The sequence below is a fragment of the Arthrobacter sp. UC242_113 genome (assembly GCF_044054585.1).
Taxonomy (GTDB): Bacteria; Actinomycetota; Actinomycetes; order Actinomycetales; family Micrococcaceae; genus Arthrobacter.
Genome location: NZ_CP171968.1, coordinates 3,677,874 through 3,703,399 on the forward strand (window position 1 = coordinate 3,677,874; position 25,526 = coordinate 3,703,399).

General features: G+C 67.8%; 24 protein-coding genes and 1 riboswitch. Of the genes, 10 read left to right on the plus strand and 14 right to left on the minus strand.

What is annotated here, in order from left to right; genetic code table 11:
- Positions 1–4: 4 nt before the first annotated feature.
- Complete coding sequence (locus ACHMXB_RS16750; protein ID WP_395400141.1) at positions 5–910, minus strand: dihydrodipicolinate synthase family protein; 906 nt, start codon at positions 908–910, stop codon at positions 5–7.
- Between the two features lie 124 nt (positions 911–1,034).
- Here ACHMXB_RS16750 and ACHMXB_RS16755 point away from each other — a divergent pair, with 124 nt between their 5' ends.
- Positions 1,035–2,423 carry a PLP-dependent aminotransferase family protein gene (locus ACHMXB_RS16755; protein ID WP_395400143.1) on the plus strand — a complete coding sequence of 463 codons (1,389 nt, stop codon included), beginning with the start codon at positions 1,035–1,037 and terminating at the stop codon, positions 2,421–2,423.
- Positions 2,424–2,432: 9 nt separating this feature from the next.
- Here the strand turns inward: ACHMXB_RS16755 and ACHMXB_RS16760 are convergent, their stop codons facing one another.
- Entirely contained in the window at positions 2,433–3,038 is a 606-nt protein-coding gene (locus ACHMXB_RS16760) for a LysE/ArgO family amino acid transporter (RefSeq protein ID WP_395400145.1), read from the minus strand.
- Between the two features lie 69 nt (positions 3,039–3,107).
- Between ACHMXB_RS16760 and ACHMXB_RS16765 the strand changes: the two genes are divergently transcribed.
- Positions 3,108–3,884 (plus strand): LysR family transcriptional regulator, encoded by a 777-nt coding sequence (locus ACHMXB_RS16765; RefSeq protein WP_395400147.1) that lies wholly within the window; start codon positions 3,108–3,110, stop codon positions 3,882–3,884.
- Positions 3,844–4,023 carry a hypothetical protein gene (locus ACHMXB_RS16770; protein WP_395400149.1) on the plus strand — a complete coding sequence of 60 codons (180 nt, stop codon included), beginning with the start codon at positions 3,844–3,846 and terminating at the stop codon, positions 4,021–4,023. Before ACHMXB_RS16765 ends, ACHMXB_RS16770 begins: the two co-directional genes overlap by 41 nt.
- A gap of 31 nt (positions 4,024–4,054) precedes the next feature.
- Here ACHMXB_RS16770 and ACHMXB_RS16775 read toward each other — a convergent pair whose 3' ends face one another.
- Positions 4,055–5,569 carry an MDR family MFS transporter gene (locus ACHMXB_RS16775; protein ID WP_395400151.1) on the minus strand — a complete coding sequence of 505 codons (1,515 nt, stop codon included), beginning with the start codon at positions 5,567–5,569 and terminating at the stop codon, positions 4,055–4,057.
- Positions 5,570–5,893: 324 nt separating this feature from the next.
- On the opposite strand from ACHMXB_RS16775, the gene ACHMXB_RS16780 reads away from it, so the two are divergent.
- From ACHMXB_RS16780 to ACHMXB_RS16805, 6 genes are all read left to right on the plus strand, one after another.
- A complete protein-coding gene (locus ACHMXB_RS16780; RefSeq protein WP_395400153.1) occupies positions 5,894–7,105 on the plus strand; it encodes a flavin reductase in 1,212 nt (403 codons plus the stop codon).
- Between the two features lie 142 nt (positions 7,106–7,247).
- On the plus strand, positions 7,248–8,249 hold the full coding sequence (locus ACHMXB_RS16785; RefSeq protein WP_395400155.1) for a LysR family transcriptional regulator: 1,002 nt from the start codon (positions 7,248–7,250) through the stop codon (positions 8,247–8,249).
- 43 nt (positions 8,250–8,292) lie between these two features.
- On the plus strand, positions 8,293–9,453 hold the full coding sequence (locus ACHMXB_RS16790; RefSeq protein ID WP_395400157.1) for an LLM class flavin-dependent oxidoreductase: 1,161 nt from the start codon (positions 8,293–8,295) through the stop codon (positions 9,451–9,453).
- On the plus strand, positions 9,450–11,927 hold the full coding sequence (locus ACHMXB_RS16795; protein ID WP_395400159.1) for a glycoside hydrolase family 3 protein: 2,478 nt from the start codon (positions 9,450–9,452) through the stop codon (positions 11,925–11,927). The genes ACHMXB_RS16790 and ACHMXB_RS16795 overlap by 4 nt, the downstream gene beginning before the upstream one ends.
- A complete protein-coding gene (locus ACHMXB_RS16800) occupies positions 11,924–12,595 on the plus strand; it encodes a TetR/AcrR family transcriptional regulator (protein ID WP_395400161.1) in 672 nt (223 codons plus the stop codon). Before ACHMXB_RS16795 ends, ACHMXB_RS16800 begins: the two co-directional genes overlap by 4 nt.
- A 169-nt stretch (positions 12,596–12,764) precedes the next feature.
- Positions 12,765–13,067, plus strand: coding sequence for a hypothetical protein (locus tag ACHMXB_RS16805; RefSeq protein ID WP_395400163.1), 303 nt, complete (start codon positions 12,765–12,767; stop codon positions 13,065–13,067).
- 82 nt (positions 13,068–13,149) lie between these two features.
- On the opposite strand, the gene ACHMXB_RS16810 is transcribed toward ACHMXB_RS16805, so the two are convergent.
- From ACHMXB_RS16810 to ACHMXB_RS16825, 4 genes are all read right to left on the minus strand, one after another.
- Positions 13,150–14,133 (minus strand): LysM peptidoglycan-binding domain-containing protein, encoded by a 984-nt coding sequence (locus ACHMXB_RS16810; RefSeq protein WP_395400165.1) that lies wholly within the window; start codon positions 14,131–14,133, stop codon positions 13,150–13,152.
- 6 nt (positions 14,134–14,139) lie between these two features.
- A riboswitch (cyclic di-AMP (ydaO/yuaA leader) is annotated at positions 14,140–14,308 on the minus strand.
- A gap of 149 nt (positions 14,309–14,457) precedes the next feature.
- Positions 14,458–15,831, minus strand: a complete 1,374-nt coding sequence (locus ACHMXB_RS16815) for an NAD(P)(+) transhydrogenase (Re/Si-specific) subunit beta (protein ID WP_377991349.1) — start codon at positions 15,829–15,831, stop codon at positions 14,458–14,460.
- Entirely contained in the window at positions 15,828–16,208 is a 381-nt protein-coding gene (locus ACHMXB_RS16820) for an NAD(P) transhydrogenase subunit alpha (RefSeq protein ID WP_395400167.1), read from the minus strand. Before ACHMXB_RS16820 ends, ACHMXB_RS16815 begins: the two co-directional genes overlap by 4 nt.
- A complete protein-coding gene (locus tag ACHMXB_RS16825; protein WP_395400169.1) occupies positions 16,208–17,428 on the minus strand; it encodes a Re/Si-specific NAD(P)(+) transhydrogenase subunit alpha in 1,221 nt (406 codons plus the stop codon). Before ACHMXB_RS16825 ends, ACHMXB_RS16820 begins: the two co-directional genes overlap by 1 nt.
- 449 nt (positions 17,429–17,877) lie before the next feature.
- Between ACHMXB_RS16825 and ACHMXB_RS16830 the strand changes: the two genes are divergently transcribed.
- Positions 17,878–19,047, plus strand: coding sequence for a hypothetical protein (locus ACHMXB_RS16830; protein ID WP_395400171.1), 1,170 nt, complete (start codon positions 17,878–17,880; stop codon positions 19,045–19,047).
- Positions 19,048–19,066: 19 nt separating this feature from the next.
- Here ACHMXB_RS16830 and ACHMXB_RS16835 read toward each other — a convergent pair whose 3' ends face one another.
- From ACHMXB_RS16835 to ACHMXB_RS16865, 7 genes are all read right to left on the minus strand, one after another.
- Entirely contained in the window at positions 19,067–19,906 is an 840-nt protein-coding gene (locus tag ACHMXB_RS16835) for an IclR family transcriptional regulator C-terminal domain-containing protein (RefSeq protein WP_395400173.1), read from the minus strand.
- 134 nt (positions 19,907–20,040) lie between these two features.
- On the minus strand, positions 20,041–20,724 hold the full coding sequence (locus ACHMXB_RS16840) for a 3-oxoacid CoA-transferase subunit B (protein ID WP_395400175.1): 684 nt from the start codon (positions 20,722–20,724) through the stop codon (positions 20,041–20,043).
- A gap of 3 nt (positions 20,725–20,727) precedes the next feature.
- Positions 20,728–21,429 (minus strand): 3-oxoacid CoA-transferase subunit A, encoded by a 702-nt coding sequence (locus ACHMXB_RS16845; protein WP_395400177.1) that lies wholly within the window; start codon positions 21,427–21,429, stop codon positions 20,728–20,730.
- A 4-nt stretch (positions 21,430–21,433) separates the two neighbouring features.
- The gene (locus tag ACHMXB_RS16850) at positions 21,434–22,660 is read right to left on the minus strand and encodes a thiolase family protein (RefSeq protein ID WP_395400179.1); all 1,227 of its coding nucleotides are present in this window, start codon (positions 22,658–22,660) and stop codon (positions 21,434–21,436) included.
- 79 nt (positions 22,661–22,739) lie between these two features.
- The gene (pcaC, locus tag ACHMXB_RS16855) at positions 22,740–23,213 is read right to left on the minus strand and encodes a 4-carboxymuconolactone decarboxylase (RefSeq protein ID WP_395400181.1); all 474 of its coding nucleotides are present in this window, start codon (positions 23,211–23,213) and stop codon (positions 22,740–22,742) included.
- A complete protein-coding gene (locus ACHMXB_RS16860; protein WP_395400183.1) occupies positions 23,210–24,028 on the minus strand; it encodes an alpha/beta fold hydrolase in 819 nt (272 codons plus the stop codon). Before ACHMXB_RS16860 ends, pcaC begins: the two co-directional genes overlap by 4 nt.
- The gene (locus ACHMXB_RS16865; RefSeq protein WP_395405314.1) at positions 24,021–25,508 is read right to left on the minus strand and encodes a lyase family protein; all 1,488 of its coding nucleotides are present in this window, start codon (positions 25,506–25,508) and stop codon (positions 24,021–24,023) included. Before ACHMXB_RS16865 ends, ACHMXB_RS16860 begins: the two co-directional genes overlap by 8 nt.
- Positions 25,509–25,526: the final 18 nt, after the last annotated feature.

The following is a 25,526-nucleotide window of genomic DNA, read 5'->3' on the forward strand; positions in this document are numbered from 1 at the left end:
CTGCTCAGGCACCCAGTCCGCTGAGGCGCAGGGCTTCCACGACCTTGGTGCGGCCCTCGGCGGCCAGGCTTTGCAAGGGGCGTGGCAGGCACGGCGCCTCCACGAAGCCAAGCACTTCGGCCATGGTGGCAGCAACCCGCAGGCTCCCGTACGTGCGGAAGAGCGCCCACACGGGCTCCAGCGCGGCAGATGCCTCCCGCGCCAGGTCGCCCTCGCCCGACTCGCCAGTCTCGCGGGCGCGGGAAAGGTCAACCATCACCTTCGCGGCTTTGGGAAACAGACCCGCGATGACTGAATACCACGCGTCGCACCCGGCGCCCAAGGCTTCTGCCGCGGCCCAGTCGCCGCTGATGCCCAGGGAAACACCCCCGGGAACGGCTGCCCGGAGCCGGGCGATACGGTCGGCGGCCTGGCCCGGCGCCGGGGGCGGGAACTTGATCGATGCGATGCCCGGAAGTTCGGCGATGCGGCCGTGAAGTTCATCGGAGAAGGTGAAGCCTGTGGTGGCCGGGTTGTCGTAGACAGCGATCGGCAGATTAGAGGCGGCCGAGGCCTCTTGGTAGAGGCCGTAGACCTCTTCGTCGGTCAGCCGCTGATACGACACCGGCGCCAGCAGCAGACCCGAGGCGCCCGCACTCTGGGCATCTTCGACGCAGTGCAGAACGTCACGGGTGCGCATGGCACCGACACCTGCTACCACGGGTGTCCCCTCGGCAGCTTCGACGGCCGCTCTCACCACCCTGCGGCGTTCCTCGCGCAGCAGGTAGGTGTAAATACCCGTCGAGCCAAGCACACCGATGGAGTCGACTCCGGCGTCGACGCACCGCGTGACCAGCCGCGCCAGTGCGGCTTCGTCGACGTTGTCCCCGGCGAGCGGCGTCAGGGGAAATGCACACAGGCCGTAAAACATCGGGGCGTGTCCTCTCTTCAGTTCAGTTTGATTGTTCCCTTCATGCTCGCAGCCGGATTGGTCCTAGCATAGATCCAAGAATCTGCGATTCAGGAGGACCAAAATCGAAGCCGAACTGCCGCTGGTGCTGGACCACCAGAGCCGAGTTCCGCTCTCCACCCAGCTGGTCAGCCGGCTGCGGGAAGCAATCCTGGACGGAACCCTCAGGCCTGAACACAGCCTGCCCGCATCGCGACGTCTTGCCGCCGGACTGTGCGTCTCCCGCGGTGTTGTGGTCCGCGCCTACGAACAGCTTGCCGGCGAGGGCTACCTGGAAAGCCGGGGCTCGGGCGGTACCCGGGTGGCAGTACGCGCCGACGGCCGGGGCATGGCATCGAAAAGCACCCAGGGCGCATCCGCCGCCGAGCAAACCGTAACGATCGACCTCACGCCCGGACGGCCCTCCGGCGCCCCGTTCCGAGACCGGGACTGGCGGTCCGCGTGGCGGAGGGCTGTTGCCGAGCCCGTGGAGGTTGAGCTTCCGGACGCCTTGGGCACTCCGGCCCTTCGCGCCGCCGTGGCCGATCACCTCGCCGCGTCCCGCGGACTTACGGTGAGTGCTGAGGACGTCATCATCACAGCGGGCACCAGTGACGCCCTGCAGCTGATCGTCGCAGCGCTCCGCGGCCAGGCGGGTGCGCCCCGCGTGCTGATGGAGGACCCCGGCTATCCCACGGCCAGGCGGGTGCTTTCCGCGGCCGGAGCTGCGGTGGAAACCCTGCCGGTTGCCGACGACGGGCTGGAGGCGGCACAGCTTGCGGCCCTTGGTCCCCGTCCGGACGCCGTCCTGGTGACGCCCAGCCACCAGTACCCCCTGGGCGGCCGGATGCCGGTCAAGGAACGGCTTGCCCTGCTGGCCTGGGCTGAGGCCAACCGCGTGATCATCCTGGAAGACGACTATGACAGCGAGTTCCGGCACCGCAGGATGCCCCTGCCCGCCCTTGCCTCACTGCCCTCCGCGGCCGAAGTCGTTTTGGTGGGCACCTTCTCAAAGTCCCTGAGCCCGTGGCTTCGGTGCGGCTATCTCGTGGTTCGTGGCGCCTCCGGGCAGGGCCTCAAGGACGCGCGGCTTGACCTGGGCACACCCGTCCCTGGAGTGATGCAGTCCGCCTTGGCCAACTACATCGCCGGCGGCGGCCTTGCACGGCACATCGCCCGGGCCCGGCGGCAGTACGCCCACCGCCGCGAACTGCTTCTCGACCGCCTTGGAGGACGGAGGGATCTCCAGTTGGCAGGCCTCGATGGCGGCCTGCACGCCGTCATCCGGCTTGAGCCGAGCGTTCCTGCCCAGCGCCTGGCCGAGGAAGCACTGGCACTGGGGGTTCGGGTCGTGACGCTGGCAAGCTACTTTGCGGAGCGGACGCCGGACAACGGCCTGGTCATTGGGTATGGCGCCCAGACCGATCTTCAGCTGGCCCGTGCGCTGGACATCATCGCGGGGATACTCGACCGCCTGTCCGGCGGCCCCGCGTAACGGGGCTGTTCACTGGCCGGACGCGAGGACGATGGCCAGGGTGAGCATGAGCACGGCGACGCCGCCGTCGAGGAAGCGCCACGACGCCGGCCGCGCGAAGAAGCCGCTGAGGCCGCGAGCGCCATAGCCGATCAGGGGAAACCAGAGTGCACTGCCGGCGGCAGCGCCTGCCCCGAAGAACCACTTGCCGGAATCGCCGTGGGTGTTGGCCAGCGAGCCCAGCAGCACCAGCGTGTCGAGGTACACGTGCGGGTTGAGCCAGGTGAGGGCGGCGGCGGTGAGCACTGCCGACCAGGCCGTCCCCCTGCCCGGGGAATCCGCGGCCTTGAGGATCCCGGGCCGCAGGGCGCGCCGGGCGGCGAAAACCGCATAGGCGAGAAGGAACGCGGCCCCGACCCACCGCACCGCGGCGAGCAGGGCGGGAGCGTTCTGGATGAGCGCCCCGATTCCGGCGACTCCGGCCAGGATCAGTACCGCGTCGCTGGCGAGGCACACCAGGACAACCGGCAGGACGGCCTCCCGCTTGAGGCCCTGCCGCAGGACGAACGCGTTCTGGGCGCCGATGGCGACGATGAGGCCGAGCCCGGCGCCGAGCCCTGTCAGGAAGGAAAGCATTCTCCGAAGGTACGATCGGAAAATCTGAAAAGCAATTCACTTTTTCTGTAGATTCATTAGAATATCTTCATGGAACTAGACCAGCTCCGCGCGCTTGCCGCCGTCGTCGACCACGAGACCTTCGACGCCGCAGCGAGCGAACTGCGGCTCACGCCCTCAGCCGTGAGCCAGCGCATCAAAGCGCTGGAACGCTCCGTGGGCAGCGTGCTGGTGCGTCGGCTCAAGCCGGTTCGGCCAACGCCGGCGGGCGAACAGCTCCTCCGTTCCGCGCGCCAGCTGCTGCTCCTCGCAGACGAGGCGGTCCTTGCGCTGCGCGGGCGCGAACCTACGGAAAGTGCCGACGGCGGGCGGCCGAGTGCCGAGCGGCTGCGGGTACCCATCGTGGCCAACGCGGACTCGATCGCAACGTGGCTCCCCGCGGCTTACCGGGCAATCGCGCTTGGCGGCCGGGTGGCCCTCGAGTTGCTGCGCGACGACGAGCACGCCACCGCCGACCTCCTGCGGTCCGGCGACGCCGTAGGTGCGATCACCGCGGATCCCCGGCCGGTGCAGGGATGCACGATCCGCCCGCTCGGCACCATGGTCTACCCGGGCCAAGGCGTCGCGCGAGTTCGCGGCCCGCTGGTTCCCCGGCGGCCCCACCCCGGAAGCCCTCGCCGCGGCCCCCGTCATGCAGTACGACCGGAAGGACACGCACCAGCTGGAGGTCCTAGCGCGCGTGGCCCCGGAAGCCACTCCCCCACAGCACTTCATTCCCGATTCAGTCCAGTTCGTCGAATCGATTCACGCCGGCCTCGGCTGGGGCATGGTGCCGGACCAGCAGGATCGCGAGCACTCGCTCGTTGAGCTTGACCCCGCCTGGAGCGAGGACCTGCGGCTCTACTGGCAGGTGTGGACGCTGGAATCACCGGGCCTCACGGAGGTGACAGACGCCGTCGTCCGCGCCGCCCAAACCCTGCCGCCGCACCGCGGCTCGGCGGTATAAGGCTCCGCGGCCAGGCGGCCGCACACCGGTGTTACCCGTCCCGCGTCTCCCCCTCCGCCAGCCGCTGTTCCGGCATGAAGACTGACAGGAGCACCCCGACGCCGAAGATGCAGGCCAGGACTGCGAAAATGGGCAGGAACGCGCCGGAGTAGATCTCCGCAACGCCGGCCTGCACCGCCGCGGGAAGCTGCCGGACAGCCTGGGGGTCCGTAATAGTCGATGCCGGAAGGCCCAGCCGGTTGCCCGCCGACGCCTGGGCGAGCATAGCCGCAAAGAGGCCGCCAAACACCGCGGTTCCCACCGTGACGCCCAGTTCGCGCAGGTATCCGAGCGATGCAGTCACACCGCCGACCACCGAGTGCGGCATGGCATTTTGGGCTGCGACGATAGTGATCTGCATAAAGCTGCCGACCGCCAGCCCCAGCAGGGCCAACAGAATGCCGACGACGGGCAATGGCGTCCCGGGCTGCAGCATCCGCAGGGCGATCGCCGCTGCGGCGGCGACAGCCGAACCTGCGAGTGGAAAGATCTTGTAGCGGCCCGTGCGGCTGACCAGCCAGCCGCTGAGATTGCTCGAAGCCATCATTCCGAGGACCAGGGGAAGCAGGATCATGCCGGCAACGGAGGCCGACGTCGAGTAGACCATTTGGACATAGCTCGGCAGGAAGGCCACCACGCTGAACAGGCCGGCGCCGATGACAACGCCCAGCCCCGCGGCATTGACCACCGGCCAGCTCCTGAACATTGCCATCGGGATCAGGGCATGGGCGGACCGTATCTCCACCACCACGAAGAGGACGCCAAACACGAGCGCAGCACCACAGAGCCCCAGCAGCAGGCCAGCGGGAATGCCGGGCTCCGTCGACAGGGATACCGCGCCCACCAATGCACACGTGAAAATGGACATCAGCAGAATGCCGGGCCAGTCCACACCGCCCGAGCCGCGGACTGCTCGGACACGATACAGCGAGAATGCCATGCCCAGCGCCACGAGGCCCACCGGGAGATTGATCCAGAAGACCCAGCGCCAGCCCACCGTATCTGTGATCGCACCGCCCACCAAGGGGCTGATGATCGTGGCGATTCCGAATACGGAGCCGAGCGGCCCAAGGTATTTCGCGCGCTGCCGCGGCGGAACAAGATCAGCAATGATTGCACCGGGCAGCACCGAGAGGCCGGCTCCGCCCAGCCCCTGGATTGCGCGGAAGAGCGAGAGTTGGAGCATGTCCTGCGCGAAGCCACAGAGCACTGATGCGCCAAGGAAGATCCCCAAGGCCGTTGTCAGCATTGCAGGCCGCCCGAACCTGTCACCGAGCCGGCCGTATACAGGCATGCCTATGGTCATCGCCAGGGTGTAGGCGGTGATCACCCACGCCATGTGGCGCGCGCCGTCGAGCTCTCCCACCACCGTGGGCAAGGCCGTGGCGACAATCGTGTGGTCCAGGGCGGCCAGCAGCACGATCATCAGCAGGGCCGCGTATACCCGCCCGATCCGGACTCCCGGCGCGGGCTTTTCGTCAGCGTCCGGGGACGGTTCAAGGCTCATTAGGGCAGCCCTCGGATCAACACCGTCTGAAACTTCGGGATCCGTGGTTTGGGGCAGATTTGAACGGCGCACCGCAACCTCGCTTTGGGCAGAGCCAGACCATTGGCTCGACACCGGCCAGGTGCGCGTCCGGGGGAACGTCCAGCCCGTCCGACGGGCCCTTCGGGACCCCAGCGTCCCCTCGAACGTACCACCGGCGGACACCCCGGGAGCAAGGCAGCGGGCATCAGGATTTTCGATAGACCGCATACCCCGGAACTATTTCCGCGAAAGCATCTCCCCCGCTTTTACTGGATGGAAACTCAACGAAGAGGAGAGCCCACGATGACCCAGAGCATCCGCGCTTCCGCAACAGATACCCAGGAAACCAGCCCCGAGGACGCCGCCTGGTTCCGCTACGTGCTCGGCCAATACCCCACCGGGGTCACCCTGATCACCGCCGCCTCGCCGGACCCGGCGGCCGACCCCGCAGGGATGGTGGTGGGCACCTTCAGCTCGGTGTCCCTCGACCCGCCCCTGGTGGCCTTTATGCCAGACCGCCGCTCCACCAGCTGGCCCAAGATCCGCGAGGCCGGCTCTTTCTGCGCGAACGTCCTCACCGCTGCCCAGCAGGACGTCTGCCGCTCCTTCTCCCGCAAGTCCGAGGACAAGTTCAGCGCCTACGAGTGGGCCGAAAGCCCGTCCGGCAGTCCGCGACTGGAGGGCACCGCAGCCTGGATCGACTGCGACATCGAGGACGTCATCCGCGCCGGTGACCACGACATCGTAATCGGCCGCGTCAAGGCCCTCGGCGTCGGCTCCTCCAAGGACCTTCCGCTGCTGTTCCTGCGGGGCGGCTACGGATCCTTCAGCATCCCGTCGATCATCTCGCCCGCCACCGCCCTGACCAGGCACGTCAAAGCGGCCGATGCCGCGCGGCCGGAGATCGAAGCCCTCGCGGATGAGCTCCAGCTCGAGGTCCTGGTCAGCGGCGTGGTGGACGACTCAGTGGTGGTCCTTACCGCCGCCGGCATGGGCCGCTCACCTGCCGGCTCCCCGTCCCGGGTGGGCGTCTCCTTCGGTCTCGCAGCCCCGCTGGCGCCCCTGCACGTGGCGTGGGCCGGGAAACCTGCCGAAGCGCGCTGGATCGCGAACGCCCGGGAGGTGCTGGGCGAAGTCGACGATCAGCTTGCCCACGCCGAACTGCAGCACGTCCGCAACGCCGGTTACGCCGTCTCTGTCGACGTCGGTGCTGCCGCCGAATTTGAGCGGATAGTCCACGTGCCGAGCGACACCGCGGCTCCGGACCTGAGCGGGGTGCTGCCCCGGCTGATCGAGCGGGCGGCGGCGACGGGCCCGGTGTCGATCGATGATCCGGCCGGCGTCACCTCCCTGCACGCCCCGGTTTTCGACGGTGCAGGGCAGGTTGCAGTGACACTGACCCTCAACGGTTTCACCGGCAACGAGCCCGGGGAGCGCCTGCGGGCATGTTTGGACCGCCTCATGGCCGCAGCCGCGAGCATCACCGAAGCGATAGGGGGTACCCGCCCCGAATAGCGGCGGCCGGAGTGACCACACCTTCGTGCAGTTGACTGTGACCTCCACCACGTCGAATAATTAGTATCAGTATTCTAATTCGTGTTTTCGGGTCAGTGCCGTCCCCTCGGTGAAGCCCGCTGTCCCTGACTGGAGATTTCCCATGGTCAACCTGCTCACCGCCGACCTCAACCTGCTGGTGGCCCTGGACGCCCTGCTCATCGAGCGGAACGTCACGCGCGCCGGCGCCAGAATCGGCATCAGCCAGCCGGCCATGAGTTCGTCCCTGCAGAGACTGCGGCGGCAGTTCGAGGACCAGCTCCTGACGCGGGTGGGATCGGCGTACGAGCTGACCCCGCTGGCGCAGGTCCTCAAGGACGACGTCGCGGAGATTCTGCGGATGGTGGAACGGACGTTCGACGCCCAGGCCGTCTTCGATGCGTCGACGTCAACCAGAAGCTTCCGGATCGTCACCTCGGATTACTGCATGACTGCGCTCTCCGGCACCCTGATGGCAATGCTGCAGGCGGAAGCCCCGGGGGTACAGGTCCATTTCGACGTCGTCACGCCGCAGGCGGTTGAACGCATCAAGGAGACACTCCAGAACGCCGACTTGATGCTCATTCCCAAGGGCCACTTTTCCGGTTTCCCGCACAACGAGCTGTTCACGGACAACTGGGTGTGCGTCACCGGGGCAAGCTCGCCGGAACGGACCTTGACCGTCGAGGAAATGCGGGACGCACGCTGGGCACGTCTCTTCGGAACCGAAGTGGACTCCACGCTGGCTGACCGCAGAGTCTACGACCTCCAGCTGGGCGAACGTACCGACGTCATAGTGGACAGCTTCCTGATGCTGCCCTTCGCCGTTGCCGGAACTGACCGGCTGGCGTTGGTGCAGGAGCGCCTGGCCCGCATGCTCGCCTCCGTGGCGGGCGTGCGGATCATGCAGCTGCCCATCAGCCTTCCCACCCTGGTGGAATGCGCCTGGTGGCATCCGTCCAAGTCCGCAGATCCGGGACACCAGTGGTTCCGCCGCCTGGTGTCCAAGGCCGCGGCCAGTCTCGAGCCCGTCACCCACGGCCCCGTCACAGAAGAGGCCATCACCCAAGACATTTCCCCTATCGAACCAAGCGAAGGCGCACTGCCCGAGGCCAAGATCGCCTAGGCAGTCCGCTCCGCAATCCCATCCAGACTTCCAGGAGTAAACCATGCACTTTTCCCTGTTCCTCACCTCCCGTTCCCGCGGCCCCGAAGAGGACCGCCCGGTCATGCAGGCCATGGTGGAGCACGCCGCCGACGCCGAGCAGAAGGGCTTTGACGCCGTCTTCCTGCCGGACCACCACTTCACCGGCTACGCCCCGCCCGCAAGCGATCCCTTCGTGTTCGCCGCCTACCTCGCCGGCAAGCTGGACCGGATGCACTTCGGCTTCTCGGTGCAAACCCTCGCGCTGCACCACCCGGTCCGCTTCGCCGAGCGCCTGGCCCTGCTTGACCAGCTGACCGACGGCAAACTCCTCGTCGGCGTGGGCAGCGGCACCACCCCGGAAGAGATGATCGGGTTCGGCGTCAACTACCAGGACAGCTCCCGCCTCGCCAACGAAAACCTGGAGATCGCCCAGAAGCTGTGGGCCAAGAAGCCCGGCGACGAACCCGTCGTCTTCGACAACGGGCACTACCGCGGCGCCGTCGTCTCCCGGATTGTTCCGGCCCCCTACTCCAAGCCTGAACCGCGCGTCATGTCCGTCGCCGCGCGCCCCTCGAGCGTGGAGCGGGCCGCAAAGAACGCGCAGCCGGCGTTCATTCTCGCGTTCACCCCGCCGGTGATCGACAGCGGAAACGCGTTTGAGGAAGTGAAGAAGAACTTCACCACCTACCGCACCGCCCTCGAGGCGGCCGGCCATTCCGAGGATGTCGTCAAGGCCGCCCTGGAGTGGACCACTCACTCCTACCAGCACGTGCACATCGCTGAGACGGACGAGCAGGCCGCAGCCGAGATGGAGATCATCCTCGAGCAGTACCAGGAAACCGTGGAACGCGAGCATGCGGCGAACAAGGCCGCCGAGGCCATCAGCGGCGTTGACCTGCGACCCACCCCCGACGCCCGGACCGAGGGGTACAAGGGAACCTGGTGCCTGTACGGCAGCCCGGAAACCGTGGCTGCCGAACTGAAGAAATACCAGGAACTCGGCATCGGAAACGTCCTCCTTGCCCTCATGGGCGGCCCGCTCACCGAGGAACGCCGCCGCTTCACAGAGCAGTCCATGCGCCTCTTCTCCGAGCGGGTCCTGCCGCTGCTGCGCGAAGCCGGGGACACCGCAGTCGACCTCGAAGGCCTTGAAACCGCAGGCGAAAAGGTCGCTGCGCTGTGACTGCAAACGCTGTGACCGCAAACGCTGTTGCCACGCTCGCTGGCGCCGAACTGACCGGCGGCCTCAACGGCTGGAGCACCGCTGCCAGCCCCGAGCTCGGCGTCGGCGAGATGGTCCTGCTCGACGGACCGCTGGGGATTGTCAGCCCGGCGATGGACGAGCGCGACAAGTCCCTGGTGATGCCCTCGGGCACGGCCCTCGGCGCCACCTGGGACCCAGAACTGGTAGGGCAGGTGGGCGAGCTCATCGGCCAGCAGGCCAGCGAGCGCGGAGTCTCCGCCATCCTCGGCCCGAACCTCAACCTCCCACGCTCACCGCTGACCGGCCGGGGCTTCGAAATGTTCTCCGAGGACCCCTTCCTCACGGGCGTCCTCGGCGCGGCCTGGATCGACGGCGTGCAGTCCCAGGGCGTTGGGTCCTGCACCAAGCACGTAGTGGCCAACGACACCGAGACCGAACGGCGCCGGATGAACTCCCGCGTGGACCAGGCCACGCTGCGCGAGACGTACCTGCGGCCCTTCGAGGACGCGGTCCGCTCGGCCAACCCCTGGATGCTGATGATGGCCTACAACCGGGTCAACGGCACGCACTGCTCCCAGCACAGCGAACTCATCGGCGTCCTGAAGGACGAATGGCAGTACGACGGCGTGGTGGTGTCCGACTGGTACGGCGTGGACAGCACCCTCGACGCAGCCAACGCCGGGCTCGACCTCGAAATGCCGGGTCCCGCCAGGTTCCTCGGGCAACAATTTGCCGAGGCCGTGCAGGACGGCAAGGTCCCCGCGGAGCGCCTCGGTGACGCGGTGGAGCGGATCACCCGGCTGGCGGACCGGACCGGACGCCGGACTGCCGCCGGCATTGATGTGGCTGGTTCCGGAGCAGCCAGGCTCCGTACCCCGCAGCAGCAGCGTGAACTGCTGCGCCAGGCCGCGGCAGCCTCCTTCGTCCTCCTTGAGAACCGGAACTCGCTGCTGCCTCTGGACCCGGCGGGCATCAAGACGCTCGCCGTCGTCGGACCGAACGCTTCGAAGCCCTGCTTCCAGGGCGGCACCTTTGCCACGGTCCGGCCGGAGGGCGAGGTGACCACACCGCTGGAGGCGATCCGGGCGGCCTTCGGCGCCGGGGTGGAGGTGCTGTACGAACCGGGAGCGGCGCCGTCGTCGGCCCTTCCGTTGACCGACCTGGGCAGCACCGCCCCGGACGGCACCCCCGGCGTCCTCCTGGAAATCCTTCCGCCAGCCGGCGCCGGCGACGAGATTCTTTACAGCGAGGTCCGCGAGGCTTCCTCGTTTGTGTGGTTCGGCCCTGTGCCCGGGCTCGGCGCCGGGGTGCCGGGGCGTGCGCGCATCACCGCCCGCCTCAGCCCGCAGGCCCCGGGCCGCTGGACGCTGGGTGCCGGCGGGACCGGAACCACCTCACTGACCGTCGACGGCGTGCGGCTGCTGGAGGTTTCGCCTCCGGCGCCGGACGACGTTATGGGCGTGGTGGCGCGGGCGGACACCCAACAGATTGCGGCCGACCTGGCGGCAGGCGACGTTGATCTGGTGATCGAGATGGCGTTCGAGCCGGGCCGGGTGCAGGCCATCACGGCTGTGGCCGCACCGGAGCAGGCCGCCGACCCCCTGGCCGACGCCGTTGCTGCCGCCGCCCGCGCGGACGCCGTCGTCGTGGTGGTCGGTGACGAGCAGGGTTCGTCCCGTGAGAGCGCGGACCGGACGACGGCCGCACTGGATCCGGCCGTCGATCGGCTTGTCAGCGCCGTGGCAGCCGTGAACCCGCGGACCGCCGTCGTGGTGAACGCCTCGCGGGCTGTGCTGTTGCCGTGGGCCGAGGACGTCCAGGCGGTGCTCATGGCCTGGTTCCCGGGGCAGGAATTCGGCACCGCCCTCGCGGCCGTGCTGACCGGGCAGAGCGCGCCCTCCGGACGCCTTCCGGTGTCCTTCCCCGCACGCGACGAGGACATCCCCGGCTACGGCCAGGGCCTGGACGCGGACCTGACCCTGGACTATGCGGCCAGCGAACCCATGGGCTACCGCCACTTCCAGGCGGCCGGGCGGGAGCCCCGCTACGCGTTCGGCTACGGCCTCGGCTACACGGGGTTCGCGCTTGACGGCCCTGCTGTGCCCGAAGTCCCTGCCCTCGACGTCCCTGGCCGTCCGGCGTGCTCCGCGGAGGACGGCGTCGGCGGCGTGTCCGTGAAGGTGACGGTCCGCAACACCGGCAGCTCCGATGGACGGGACGTCGTGCAGCTGTACGGCCGGGCGGCGGGGGAAGCGGACTTCCGGCTGCTCGGCTTCACGCAGGTCCGGCTGGCCGCGGGAGCCGTGGCGGCGGCCAGTTTGTCAGCGGACCCGCTCGGATTCCGGCGCTGGGATGCCGCAGCCTCTGCTTGGACTGTGCCATCCGGCGACTGGGAACTGCGCGCCGCACGGAACGCCGCGGATCCCGGCATCCTCTGTAGGATCACTTTGTGACGCCTCCGGAGACCAAGTCCCGCGAACCGAAGCAGGCCAGGAGCCGCCAATCGTTCGAGAACACGATCGAGGCGGCCCTGGCCCTGCTCCGGGAACGCGGCAGCGACGAATTCACCCTGGCGGACGTCAGCACACGCTCCGGGGTGTCGATTGGCTCGATTTATGCCCGGTTTGAGGGTAAGGACGAGCTGCTCCGGGTGGCGCATGCCCGCAAAATGGACGACATCGACGCCGTGTCGGCGCACCTCTTCCAGCCGGCTGAAGCACCCGCGGAGCCGGCGTCGTCGGCACGTGAACCGGGTCTTGAGCTCCACGTGCGGCAAGCCGTCGACCGGACCATAGACGTGCTGCGCCGGTACGCCGACATTCTGCGGCCCTTCATGTTGCGGGCCACCCATGACCCGGCCATTTCCACGCGCGGGGCCGCGTCCCACGCCGCCCTGGCGGGCCACTTCGCCGAGCATCTTTCCCGGTGGCCGGACAACGACGTCGACGCCTCCGACGTCGACTGGTGCTTCAACGTCGTCTACAGCGTGGTGGCAAGGCGACTCGGCCTCGGCAGCACCATGGAGGGCAGCGGCAGCCTGGAGTGGTCGGAGATCGCGGACAAGCTCACGGACATGGTGGCGTCCTACCTGCGGGCTGGCGCGCACAAGAACCCAGGCTAGGAATGTAGGGGCTTGGGCGGCTGGCGGGGCGGGACGTAACGCTCTGGGGCCAGCGGCGCGGGCATTCATTTTGCCAATACCGGCTATCAAAAAGCTCGTCTTCCGGGACCCTGCCGGCTCTGGACATAGTGGACCCAGGAACGGTTCCACAAATCCGGAAGGAGACGCAGTGCACGTACGAGTCAGCCCGGGGTCGGTTGCCCTTGACGAACCTGATGATTGCACCAGTTTCAAGGTCCTGCTCTCCGAAGAGGCGAAGCACAGCCTTCCCGCTCTCCTGGAGTCTGCCTCTGCGGGCAGGATGGACGAGGGGGACGTCCTGGTTTCCGTGGACTGGATACGGGGCGAATGCGCCGGACGGATCGGCATGGGCTGGAACTATCGTTTCGCCAACATGCTGGTCTATGCGGCGGGCAAAGGGTGGCTGAGCACGGACGGCTCCCACGTGCGGTCCCACATCGAGACCTTCTGAGGCCACCAAACACCGCAGCGGCGGGTGCTGATGCACCCGCCGCTGCTGTGTGTTCCGTATCGCCCGTGTGGCGGTCCCGCTGTTAGACATTCACCCGCACGTAGGTGGAGCCGGTGAGCCAGGAGGCCGGGTGCACGATGGTTTCGTTGACGCCATTCATGCCGCTGCTGATGGCCTGGCCGCCGCCGATGTAGACGCCGACGTGTCCGGCGCTGATCATCAGGTCGCCGGGCTGCGGGGCGGAAACCGGAGTGCCGTACTGGTAGAACTGCGTGGGCGCGAGGTCTCCGACGGACTTGCCGACGGAGCGCAGTGCCTGTTCCACCAGGATGGTGCAGTCCTGGGTGGCGCCGAGCTGTGCCCGGGCAGAGGCCACAATGGCTCCACCCACCCCACTGGCTGACGGGGTTGCGGCCGCCGGTGTAATCGAGGCGGAGGCGTTGTAGATTCCCATGCCGGAGGACGCCGGGGCTGCCGGGGCCGGAGCCGCGGGAACTGCCGGAGCGGCAGGAACCGCAGGCACGGCAGGAACCGCAGGCACGGCAGGAACCGCAGGCACGGCCGGAGCCGCAGGCACTGCGGGAGCTGCAACTGCACCAGGTCCCGGGATGAGGATCTGGTCGCCGGGGTAAATGACAGACGCCAGGGACAGGCCGTTCTCTGCGAGGAGTGCATCGAGGCCGACACCATGGCGTGCTGCAATGGCACCAAGGGTGTCGCCGGACACAACAGTGTGCGACGCGCCGGCAACAGCAGATCCACCGCTTGCCGGCGCGGGAACTGCCGGGGCGGCCTGCACCGGAGCGGGGACTGCCTGGGCGGGTGCTGCCAGCGCCTGGCCAGCGGCGGACTGGACTGCAGCAGCAGCGTCAGGCGTCTCCGGCGCGTAGGCACCTGCGTGTGCGGGTGCTCCGGCGCCGAAGAGGAGTCCGGAAGCGACGGCGGCGGCAGCCGCCGGCTTGGCAACCGAGGCGGCGTTGGACTTGAGGGAATACTGCAGGCCCTGCAAAGCGATGGACGTGGTCGGGGTGGCGCGGTGGCGCGCGGGTGTGAACTTACGTGACATGGTTGATGTGCCTCTCCCATGCCTGCGGGGTGAGCTGTCGGGTTCGGATGGGAGTCACCCGGTCCTGCCCGCCGCTAGGCGGAGCGTCTGGACTTAACCCCTAGGCCTTGGCGCGCAAGGCCGGTACAAAGGTGGTTCCCCCGTCCCTGCCTGTTGGTCATAGCGAACGGATCCCGGTCAGCGGCAGGGCTCGGCATTCTGCCCGGGAATGCCCCGAGCGGAACCAGGGCACCGGCCGAGGCTATCGCACTTGGGCACCCAAAGTCACATTTCAGTAACGAGGGCGTGTCGGAGAGGGTGCGGACGGGCCCCGGATGCTGCAGCCTACAGGGCCTTCACAGCGCCCAGCACCTTCGTCAGGGACTCCTTGGCGTCGCCGAACAGCAGCGTGGTCTGCGGCTCGAACATGAGGTCGTTCTCGATCCCCGCGAACCCGGGGCGCATGGAGCGCTTGAGGAACACCACCTGCCGTGCGTCCGCCACCTCTAGGATCGGCATCCCATAGATCGGCGAGCCGGCGGTGGTCTTGGCGGCGGGGTTCACGACGTCGTTCGCGCCCACCACCAGCGCGACGTCGGCGGTGCGGAACTCGGAGTTGATCTCGCCCATTTCCTTGAGCGATTCGTAGGGCACATTTGCCTCGGCGAGGAGCACGTTCATGTGCCCGGGCATGCGTCCCGCCACCGGGTGGATGGCGAAGTCCACGCGGGTACCCCGGGATTCCAGGGCCTGCGCCAGCTCCGCGGCGGTGTGCTGTCCCTGCGCCACGGCCAGCCCGTAGCCGGGGACGATGATCACGCGCTGCGCGTAGCCCAGCAGCACGGCCACGTCCTCCGGGCTCGACGAGCGGACCGGACGGTCGCTCACGGCGGTGGATCCCGCCGTCGAACCTCCCCGGAACGCGCCGAACAGAATGCCGGCCACGCTGCGGCCCATGGCCGCGGCCATCGCCCGGGTCAGGATGGTGCCGGACGCCCCCACCAGCGTGCCGGCCACCACCAGGAGCACGTTGCCCAGCACCAGGCCGGACGCCGCAACCGCCAGGCCGGTGAAGGCGTTGAGCAGCGAGATGACGATCGGCACGTCGGCGCCGCCCACCGGCAGCACCAGCAGCACGCCTGCCACCAGGCCCAGCAGCAAGAGCAGGAGGGCCAGGACCAACGAACCGCCGAGCACGACGGCGGCAGCCGCGCCTACCGCTGCGAGCAGCACCGCGCCCATGAGCACCGGCAGGCCGGGGAACACCACGGGGCGAGTGGTCATGAGCTCCTGCAGCTTCGCGAACGTCACGGCGGAACCGGCGAAGGAGACCGCCCCCACCAGCAGGGTGAAGACGACGGCGACACGCACCCAGGCGTCCTCCGCATGCGGCAGTTCCAGCAGCGCCACGAGGGCGGCGGCGCCGCCGCCCACCCCGTTGAAGAGGGCGACGAGCTGCGGCATCTGGGTCATCTTGACGCGCCTGGCCACGGGGGCGGCCACACCGGAACCGACCACAATGGCGCCGAGGATCAGGGGGACGTTGTCCAGCCGGGTCGAGAAAAAGACAGTGACGACGGCGACGAGCGCACCGAAGGCGCCGATGAGGTTCCCGCGGCGGGCGGTGCGCGGGGAGTTAAGGCCCTTCAGCGCCAGGATGAAGAAGACGGCGGCCGCGAGGTAGAGCAGGGCGGTGACATTGGGGTCGAGGAGGGTCACCGCGTGGCCTCCGTGTTCTCCTTGGTTTCACCCAGGGTGGTCCCCGCGCCTGGCGTGGCACCGGCACCTGCCGCGGCACCTGGCTTCGCCGGTTTATCCGGCTTGCGGCCCCGGAACATCTCCAGCATGCGGTCCGTCACCACAAAGCCGCCCACCAGGTTGGCCGTGGCAAGCACAACCGCCAGCAGCGCCACCGCGAGAACCCAGGGGTGCGTGGCCTGGCCGGCGACGATGATGGCACCCACCAGGATGATCCCGTGGATCGCGTTCGCTCCGGACATCAGGGGCGTATGCAGCGTGCTGGAAACCTTCGACACCACTTCGAAGCCGACAAACACCGCAAGCACGGTGATGGTCAGCAGGCTGATGCCGTCCATCAGACCACCCCCTCGTTTTCGGACGCCTTCACTGGGTCATTCGCCAACTCGTCGGCCAGTTCGTTGTCCGACTCGTCGCTGAGCACCGCGAGAGCCTCCGCGGTCGGCGGATGCCGCACCACGCCGTCGTGCGTCAGGCACGCACCTGCGATCACGTCGTCGTCGAAATCCGGGGCCACCGCCCCGTCCCTCGTCATCAGTGCCAGCAGGTTGGCCACGTTCTTCGCGTAGAGCCGGGAGGCGTCCGTGGGCATGGCCGACGGCGCGTCCTTGAGGCCGACGACGGCGACGGTCCCCTTTCCGTCGGCTGTGGGGACGTGGATGTCCCGGCCGGCGACGGACCCCTCGACGTTGCCGCCGGACTCCGCGGCAAGGTCGACGACAACCGATCCGGGGCGCATGCCCTGCACCATTTCACGGGTCACCAGGAGCGGTGCGTGCCGGCCGGGAACAGCAGCCGTGGTGATCAGCACGTCGGCGTCGGCAACGTGCGGTGCCAGCAGCTGCCGCTGCAGGGCGCCGCGGTCGGCGGTGAGCTCGCGGGCGTACCCGCCGGCCGCCTCCGCTGTCTCCAAATCCAGCTTGATGAAGGTGCCGCCCATGGACGTGACCTCTTCCGCGGAGGAGGGGCGGATGTCGTTGGCGGAGACTCGGGCGCCGAGCCGCTTCGCCGTTCCGATCGCCTGCAGCCCGGCCACGCCGACGCCGAGTACCAGCACCCGCGCGGGCGGGACGGTTCCGGCGGCGGTCATGTAGAGCGGGAAGAAGCGGGGCAGGCGGATGGCGGCTTCGAGGACGCAGCGGTAGCCGGCCACAAGGGCCTGCGACGACAGGGCGTCCATGGACTGGGCCCGGGAGATGCGCGGCACGAGTTCCAGTGCGAAGGACGTGACTCCGCCTTCGGCCAGCGCCCTGACGGTGGCGAGTTCGGACGACGGCGAGGCCAGGCCCACGGTGACGGCGCCGCGCTTCAGGGCTGTCGCCGTCGGAAGTTCCAGCGGGCGGACGTGGGCGAGGATGTCCAGCCCGGCGGGATCGAGGTCGTCAACGATCTGGGCGCCTGCCTGGCGGTATTCGTCGTCGGCATGCCCGGCGGAAACACCCGCCCGGGATTCGACCAGCACCTCAAGGCCCAGTCCCGCCAGCTGCTTTACGGTTTCCGGCGTCGCAGCGACCCGCCGCTCGCCTTCGCGGCGCTCCCGCGCTATCCCCAGCTTCACCCGCCACTTCCCTTCCAACGGGTACAGCGGCTTCTGCTCTTTTGGGTTCCCGCCGGGGCGGGATTGACGGAGCGGCGCTGCTGCACGTAGTTGGCTAGAGTCTATGGCCCAAGGGCGCGCGGCGGGAGGGTGGCGGGCCGCTTAGGGCTATCCGCGGAACCACCAGCACCGGCACGGCGTCCTGCTCGGCGCCACCATCACCCCATCCACAGAGAACACTGATCATCGAAGTCACCGACGTTGCCCCTAGTTGAAAACCCCACCGGAACTCGGCCCGAAGGGAAAACCCGCCGCAACGACTACTTCCACTGACGACCCCAAGGAGAATGAACGCTGCTGACTTGAATGGGCCTGTTCAGTAAGCTGCATTACAACTATCGCCCGCCGGGGAAACCCCGGAAAGCCGCTCAACCGCGAGTTTGATGCGGCAGGTCACATATGCTGATGGAATGTCTGACTGGGTCTCGGAAGTTTGGTCGTTCACGGTTACTACGGTGGTGGGCGCTGCCGCAGGGATCGGTGCTGAGAAATTCCTCAACGTCACGGGACGCGTCATTCAGCCCCTTTGGTACGCGTCGTTTGGAAGAATGCACCGGCGCCGCCGGCGCCTGCGGGACGAAAAGCTCATTGGTGGCGCCGAAACGTTCGCCGTCGGTGCTGCCAAGCACCAAATTTACGTTCTGCAATTCGCACCGAGCGGATTCGCACCCGGCCACCTAACAGCGAGCAGAGTACCGAATCAACCCGCTCCGAGCCTCATCAGCAAGCTGAGATTGCCGCTCCAGCCTGCTGCGCCCGCTCGCCTCCAAGAGGCGATCGAAGCAAAACGGCTGGAACTGGACGCTGCCCCAGAGGCCTGGAATGCCGAAAAACTGGCCCTTCGACGGTTAAGAGTCTCCCGGGTGGGCAATCACGAAGAGCCCACGGTTGACCTCGGCTACGGAATCACGGACTACGCGACGTTTCAGGTGATCGCTTCCGCATGGGAAACGAAATACAAGGACCTCGACGCGGGCCAGGAGCTTACGGCAGAAGACCTGAGGGACGTACTCCCCGGGCTTTCCAACTCGTTCGGTATCAATCTCACCATCGAGACTGCGGATGATCACCTGTTGTTGACGCAACGAAGCGCCAAAGCCAGCAGCGCGAAGAACCTCCGGCACATATCCGTAAACGAGGGCATGGCCTTGGCCGATGTCGATCCAAAGACGAACTTGCCGGACCCTTACCTGACGGCATTAAGGGGCATGGAGGAGGAACTCGGCCTTGACTTGAGCGACGATCCCGACGTTCGAAGCAGAATCACATTCCACAGCCTCATATGTGATGTGACGCGTTACGAGTGGGCCTTGCTGGGCCATGTGGATCTCACTCAGACCAAATGGACAAACGCGGTAATTCAAGGCGCAAGAAAACTTGGGGGAGCGCCGGATGATTGGGAGACGAACAAGTTGACGTTCGTCCCCTTGGACCGAAAATCGATCGAGAAAGAACTCGAGGACGATTCAAACTGGGTTGGCCATGGTTATATGAATCTCCTCCTCTCGGCAGTGTTTCGATTTAGAGGAGACAGAAGCGCATTTCTGAACAAGGCGCGAGCAACGCTAATGAAGGGCTGACGGCATTCGAATAATCCGCTTACCGACCGCTGGAGAAGTCGGTGGAGATTCGCTCAGCCGTGGCCACGATTTCCTTCCGCACGGATTCGAGGTAGGCCTCGCGGTCCGGTTTGGCGGCCACTGACTGCGCCTGCAGCGAGACGTTGACGGCGGCCACCACCTTCGGGCCGTGATAAACAGGCGCGGCCACGGACATCAGCCCCAATTCGAGCTCCTGGTCCAAGAGGCACCAGCCCTGAGCCCGGACTTTATCCAGGACGGCAAGCAGGTCCTTCACCGTGCCGATAGCGCGTGGAGTGAGTGGCTTGATCTCCGCCGCCGCCAGGTATTCCTTCAGCTGGTCCGGCGGGAGCCCGGCGAGCAGCACCCTGCCCATCGACGTCGCATAAGCGGGGAACCTGGTGCCAACGGTGATGCCGATGGTCATGATCCGGCGGGTTGTCACCCTGGCGATGTAGGCGATGTCCGTCCCGTCCAGCACCGCTGCCGACGTCGACTCCCCGAGCTTCAGGGACAGCTCTTCAAGGTGCGGCTGGGCCAGCTGCGGCAGGGAGAGACCTGAAAGGTAGGCGTAGCCGAGCTGCAGCACCTGGGCCGTAAGCGCAAAAGTCTTGCCGTCGGTCCGGACGTAGCCGAGCTCCACCAGCGTGTGCAGGAAACGCCGGGCCGTGGCGCGCGTGAGATCCGTGCGGGCAGCCACCTCGGTGAGCGTCATGTCGGCATGCTCGGTGTCGAACGCGCGGATCACGGCCAGCCCGCGCGCGAGCGACTGCACATACTGGTCGCTCGCCGTCGGCGTCACGCGGTCTTTCGGCGGGCGGCCGGCCCGAGGCGTGGTCGCTGCTGCTGCGTCGGTCATGGTTACCAATCCTAATCGGCGCGAACGGGCACTTCCGGCCCCGCCACCACTCGCGCGAACTGGCAGCTAATGCCCTCAAAACCCGGATTTGCGGTCATTTGCTGCCAGTTCGCGCTGGGACGTGGGGGAAAGCCTCAGTGCTCGACGGCGGGGGCTGCTGAGAGGGGGACGGGCACCAGAGCCTGGAGTTCCTCGAGGGTGCAGCCGAAGGTTTCGCGGACGCGGACGCCGTCGGGTCCGGTGAGGAAGACGGCCTTGTCGGTGTAGACGCGGGTCACGCAGCCCACGCCGGTGAGCGGGTAAGTGCAGGCTTCCACGATTTTGGAGGCGCCTTCGCGGGTCAGGAGGGTCATCATCACGAACACGTCTTTGGCGCCGGTGGCCAGGTCCATCGCGCCGCCCACGGCCGGGATCGCGTCCGGCGCCCCGGTGTGCCAGTTGGCGAGGTCACCGGTCGCGGAGACCTGGAACGCGCCGAGGACGCAGATGTCCAGGTGGCCGCCGCGCATGATCGCGAACGAGTCGGCGTGGTGGAAGTAGGACGCGCCCGGCAGTTCGGTGACGGGGATCTTGCCGGCGTTGATGAGGTCCCCGTCGATCTGGTCCCCGGTGGCCACCGGCCCCATGCCCAGCATGCCGTTCTCGGTGTGCAGGGTAATGTTCTGCTCCGGTTTGAGGTAGTTTGACACCAGAGTGGGCTGGCCGATGCCCAGGTTCACGAACGATCCCGGCTTGATGTCGCGGGCGACGAGGCGGGCGAGGTCGTCGCGGCCGAGCGGGGTTTCGGACGTCTGGATGGACGTTTCTACGAGGCTCATCTCTCAGGCCACCTGTTCTGCGCTGCCGGCGGCGGACGCACCGCTGGAATCGATACGGACGATGCTGTTGACGTAAATGCCGGGGGTCACGATGTTCTCCGGGTCCAGCGCGCCGGTGGGCACAATCTCGGACACCTGCACGATCGTGTGCTTGGCCGCGGCGGCCATGATCGGGCCGAAGTTCCGGGCCGTCTTGCGGTAGATCAGGTTCCCGACGCCGTCGGCCTTCAGCGCCTTGATCAGGGCGACGTCCGCGTGGATGGGCGTCTCGAACACTTGGCCGCGGCCGTCGATGACGCGGGTTTCCTTGCCCTCGGCCAGCATGGTCCCGTACCCGGTGGGCGTGAAGAACCCGCCGATCCCGGCACCGGCGGCGCGGATGCGTTCGGCGAGGTTGCCCTGCGGCACCAGTTCGAGTTCGATCTGCCCGGCCTTGTACTTGGCGTCGAAGTGCCAGGAGTCGGACTGCCGCGGGAAGGAGCAGATCATCTTGCGGACCCGGCCTTCCTTGATCAGCAGCGCGAGGCCCTGGTCGCCCTGGCCGGCGTTGTTGTTCACCACGGTCAGGTCCGTCGCACCGGACTCCAGCAGCGCATCGATCAGTTCGAACGGCTGGCCGGCGTTGCCGAACCCGCCGATCATCACGGTGGAGCCGTCCTTGACGGCCGCGACCGCCTCCTGGACAGAATCTACAAAGTTCAGCATTTCCCTACGCCTTTCCAGCGGTGACGTTTTCGAGTACAACGGCGAGGCCCTGGCCGACGCCGATGCAGATCGCCGCCACACCCCACCGCTGCCCGGAGGCCTGCAGGGACCGGGCGAGGGTGCCCAGGATGCGGGTGCCGGACGCGCCGAGCGGGTGGCCCATCGCGATCGCGCCGCCGTGGCGGTTCACGATTGCGGGGTCGATGCCCCAGGCGTTGATACACGCCAGGGACTGCGCGGCGAACGCCTCGTTGAGTTCGACGGCGCCCACCTGGTCCCAGCCGATTCCCGCTTTCGCGAGGGCCTTGTTCGCCGCCTCCACCGGGGCGAACCCGAAGAACTGGGGGTCGTTGCCGTGCGCACCGCGGCCCGCGACCCGGGCCAGCGGCTCCAGGCCCAGGATCGAGGACGCGTTCTCGGACCCTATCCACGCCGCGGAGGCGCCGTCGGACAGCGGCGACGCATTCCCGGCGGTGACCGTGCCGCCGCCGGTGGTTCCCGATGCAGCGTCGGCAGCTTCTGCGCGGAACACCGTCTTCAGCCCGGCCAGCTTCTCGGCCGAGGAACCCGGGCGGATGCTCTCATCGCGGACCAGGTCCGTGCCGGGCACCGGGGCCACCAGGTTGTCGTAGAACCCCTCGTCCCAGGCCGCGGCTGACAGGTTGTGCGAGGCAGCGGCGAACTCGTCCTGCTGGGCCCGGGTCACGCCGTACTTCTCACGCAAACGCTCGGTCGCCTCGCCCAGGGAAATGGTCCACTCCTTGGGCATGGCCTTGTTCACCAGGCGCCAGCCCAGCGTGGTGGACGCCAGCGTCATGTCCCCGGCCGGGTAGGGCTTCTCCGTCTTGGGCAGCACCCACGGCGCCCGGCTCATCGACTCGGCCCCGCCCACCAGGACCAGGTCCGCGTCACCGGCGTTGATCTGCCGGGACGCGATGATCGCCGCATCCAGCGACGAACCACACAAACGGTTCACCGTGGTGCCCGGGATCGAGACCGGAAGCCCGGCCAGCAGCGTCCCCATCCGGGCGATGTTGCGGTTCTCCTCGCCGGCGCCGTTGGCGTTGCCGAACACCACCTCGTCGATCCGCTCCACGTCCATTCCGGGAGCCCGGCGAACGGACTCGCCGATCACATGCGCGGCAAGATCATCGGGACGGACCCCGGCAAGGCCGGAGCCGAACTTCCCGAACGGCGTGCGTACGGCGTCGTAAACAAAAGCCTGATTCATGGGGTTCCTCGAATTCTCTGGGCCCAACTGGGTAGCACTTCAGGGCGTTCTGAGGGCTCAGAACGCCATCTGCTGCTACCTAGTTGGGTGTGGTGTCAGTTGCAGGGCTGTCCATTGCGGCGCTGTCCATTGCGGTGTTGTCCATTTCATGGAAGACCTGCTGGGCTGTTTTGAAGGCGGTGTTGGCGGAGGGAACTCCGCAATAAATGGCGGTCTGCAGCAGGATTTCCTTGATCTCGTCCCTGCTCAGTCCGTTGGTGATGGCCGCGCGGATGTGCATGGCCAGTTCTTCCCAGTGCCCGTGCGCCACCATTGCGGTGATGGTGACGGCGGAGCGCATCTGGCGCGGCAGGCCCGGACGGGTCCAGATGCCGCCCCACGCGATGCGGGTGATCATGTCCTGGAAGTCCTCGGTGAAGGCATCCTTCTTGGCGTTTGCCCGGTCCACGTGCGCGTCGCCGAGCACTTCGCGCCGGACCACCATGCCGCCGTCGTAAATCTCCTGGCTGGTGGCGTCCGGCTGGACCACCCCGTGGCGCTCGGCGCCGCTCACTTGGCAGCTCCGCGCGTTTCGGTCCAGGAGATGAGGCTCCGCATCAGCTCGGCCACATGGGCGGGCGCCTCGGCGGGCGCCAGGTGCGCCACACCTTCCACCGTGGCTGCGGAAGCCGTGCCTCCACCGGAGGTGATTCCGGCGGCCACCTCTTCGGCGAACGACGGCGGGGCCACGCCGTCCAGCGCACCCGCCACCACCTGCGTCGGGACGGTGATGCTGCCGAGCTGGTCGCGGACATCGAAGCCGGCCAGGGCCTCGCAGCAGAAGGCGTAGCTGAGGCGGTCGGCGTCGCGCAGGGAGTGCAGGAGCCGGCTGCTGAGTTCGGGTTCGCGGTCCATGAATCCGGGCGCGAACCAGCGTTCGGCGGAGCCCTGGATCATCACGGGAGTGCCTTGGCTGCGGACGGTTTCGGCGCGTTCCAGCCAGCCCTCGGGGGTGCCGAGCTTGGCGCCGGAACACTGCACGGAAAGGCTCTTCAGCCGGTCGCCGTGCTTGATGCCCAGCTGCAGGCCGGTGGCCCCGCCCAGGGACACGCCGGCGTAGTGGAACTTCTCGCCGGGCGCGATCGAGTCGACGAGTTCGACGACGGTGTCCGCCAGGTCCGCGACGCTGAACGTTTCGGCGGCGGCGGGAGAGACGCCGTGGCCGGGCAGGTCCCAGGCGACGACGTCGTAATCATTGCCCAGGAGCGAGCCGACCTGGGCCCACAGCACCGAGGAGGTGCCGAGCGACGGCCCGACGATGAGGAGCGGTTTGTCCCCCAGCGTGCGCTGGGGGGAAAGCAGCACTGCCTTGACTGCTGGTTTAGCCACGGGAATCTCCGTTTCCGTCTGGTTCGGTTGAAGTAAGCGCAAAGTCCGGGAAAGCCGCCAGGATCCGCCGCGAGATCCCGGCTGCCTGTCCGAGGTAGCTGGCGGGATTGAGCAGCTCCTCCAGCTGGGCGTCAGAAAGCGCATCCGCGGGGACGGCCTCGCGCAGCAGCCGGCGGTAGGTGGCGGCCTGTTCGGGCACCGGTGCCTGCAGCGTCTTGTCGACGACGGCCTGCAGCTGCTGCTTCCCGTCACCGGTTCCACTGGTTCCGTCACCAGCCAGGAGCGGTGCCACCGCGGCGGACACGCCCTCGCTGAGCAGCAGCGGGCCGGACATGTCCAGGTTCCGCCGCATGCCGTCGGGGAAGACCTGAAGCCCTTCGGCGAGTTCCCGGATGTGGCCGGCGGAGCCGAGGCCCAGCGCGAGCAGCTGGCGCAGGGCCGGCCATTCGGTGTGCCATGCTCCGTCGGGGCGTTCGTCGTTGAAGGTTGCCGCGGCAAGGTGCAGCTGCGCAGCCAGGCCGGGGGCCTGGAGGGCTGCGCTGCGGACCAGCACGGACAGCACGGGATTCTGCTTCTGCGGCATCGCCGAGGAAACTCCACGGCCGGGGGCGCGCGGTTCGGCCACTTCGGCAACCTCGGGACGGCTCAGGAACAGGACATCCGCGGCGATCTTGCCGAGCGCGTCCACCACGGAAGCCACGGCGTCGCCGAGCGACGTCACGGCCAGCCGGTTGGTGTGCCAAGGTGCCGGCGCTGCGGCCAGGCCCAGCTGGGCGGCCAGCGCGTCAGACAGTGCAAAGGGATCCGTGGCGGCGGAACCGGACGTGACCCCTGCATTGGCAGTCAACACGGTCCCCGCGGCCAGCGTGCCCGCCGCGCCGCCGAACTGCATCGGCAGCTCCAGTGCCTCGAGCCGGCGTGCCGCGGCCGCCAGCCCATGGAACCACTGCGCAGCCCGAAGCCCGAAGGTGAACGGCAGCGAGTGCTGGGTCAGGCTCCTGCCGACGCACAGCGTGTCCGCATGCTTCTCCGCCAGCCGGGCGAGGGCCGCCGTCGTGCCTTTCACGTCGGCGAGCAGCGCTTCGACGGTGTTGCGGGCCACCAGCATCAGGGCCGTGTCCAGCACGTCCTGGCTGGTCAGCGAGGTGTGCACTGCCTTCGCAGCACCAACACCGTTTGCGCCCGACCCTCCAGTGTCCAGGGCCTTGACCTGGGCCCGGAGGTCGGCCAGCAGAGGGATGACCGGGTTCCCACCGCCCTGCGCCCGGCGGGAAATATCGGCAAGATCGTACCGGGAGGCGTCGGCGGCGTGGGCCACCACGGCAGCGGTGCCGGCGGGAGCGAGGTCATGCTGCTCCAGCACCGCGGCCCATCCGGCTTCGACGGCGAGAATCGCCGCGAGGACGGCCCGGTCACCGGTCAGCGCCGCAACCAGGGGCGACGCCGAGACAGGACTGAGCAGGCCGAAGTCACCGTTCAGTCCCGCATCGCCGTGGAG

Excerpts from the sequence above, each read along its gene's own strand:
- ACHMXB_RS16775 (WP_395400151.1), bottom strand. The coding sequence starts at position 5,569 with ATGAGCCTTGAACCGTCCCCGGACGCTGACGAAAAGCCCGCGCCGGGA.
- ACHMXB_RS16765 (WP_395400147.1), top strand. The coding sequence starts at position 3,108 with ATGGAACTAGACCAGCTCCGCGCGCTTGCCGCCGTCGTCGACCACGAG.
- ACHMXB_RS16810 (WP_395400165.1), bottom strand. The coding sequence starts at position 14,133 with ATGTCACGTAAGTTCACACCCGCGCGCCACCGCGCCACCCCGACCACG.
- ACHMXB_RS16760 (WP_395400145.1), bottom strand. The coding sequence starts at position 3,038 with ATGCTTTCCTTCCTGACAGGGCTCGGCGCCGGGCTCGGCCTCATCGTC.
- ACHMXB_RS16785 (WP_395400155.1), top strand. The coding sequence starts at position 7,248 with ATGGTCAACCTGCTCACCGCCGACCTCAACCTGCTGGTGGCCCTGGAC.
- ACHMXB_RS16820 (WP_395400167.1), bottom strand. The coding sequence starts at position 16,208 with ATGGACGGCATCAGCCTGCTGACCATCACCGTGCTTGCGGTGTTTGTC.
- ACHMXB_RS16845 (WP_395400177.1), bottom strand. The coding sequence starts at position 21,429 with ATGCTGAACTTTGTAGATTCTGTCCAGGAGGCGGTCGCGGCCGTCAAG.
- ACHMXB_RS16790 (WP_395400157.1), top strand. The coding sequence starts at position 8,293 with ATGCACTTTTCCCTGTTCCTCACCTCCCGTTCCCGCGGCCCCGAAGAG.
- ACHMXB_RS16850 (WP_395400179.1), bottom strand. The coding sequence starts at position 22,660 with ATGAATCAGGCTTTTGTTTACGACGCCGTACGCACGCCGTTCGGGAAG.
- ACHMXB_RS16830 (WP_395400171.1), top strand. The coding sequence starts at position 17,878 with ATGTCTGACTGGGTCTCGGAAGTTTGGTCGTTCACGGTTACTACGGTG.
- ACHMXB_RS16835 (WP_395400173.1), bottom strand. The coding sequence starts at position 19,906 with ATGACCGACGCAGCAGCAGCGACCACGCCTCGGGCCGGCCGCCCGCCG.
- ACHMXB_RS16780 (WP_395400153.1), top strand. The coding sequence starts at position 5,894 with ATGACCCAGAGCATCCGCGCTTCCGCAACAGATACCCAGGAAACCAGC.
- ACHMXB_RS16770 (WP_395400149.1), top strand. The coding sequence starts at position 3,844 with ATGGTGCCGGACCAGCAGGATCGCGAGCACTCGCTCGTTGAGCTTGAC.
- ACHMXB_RS16750 (WP_395400141.1), bottom strand. The coding sequence starts at position 910 with ATGTTTTACGGCCTGTGTGCATTTCCCCTGACGCCGCTCGCCGGGGAC.
- ACHMXB_RS16840 (WP_395400175.1), bottom strand. The coding sequence starts at position 20,724 with ATGAGCCTCGTAGAAACGTCCATCCAGACGTCCGAAACCCCGCTCGGC.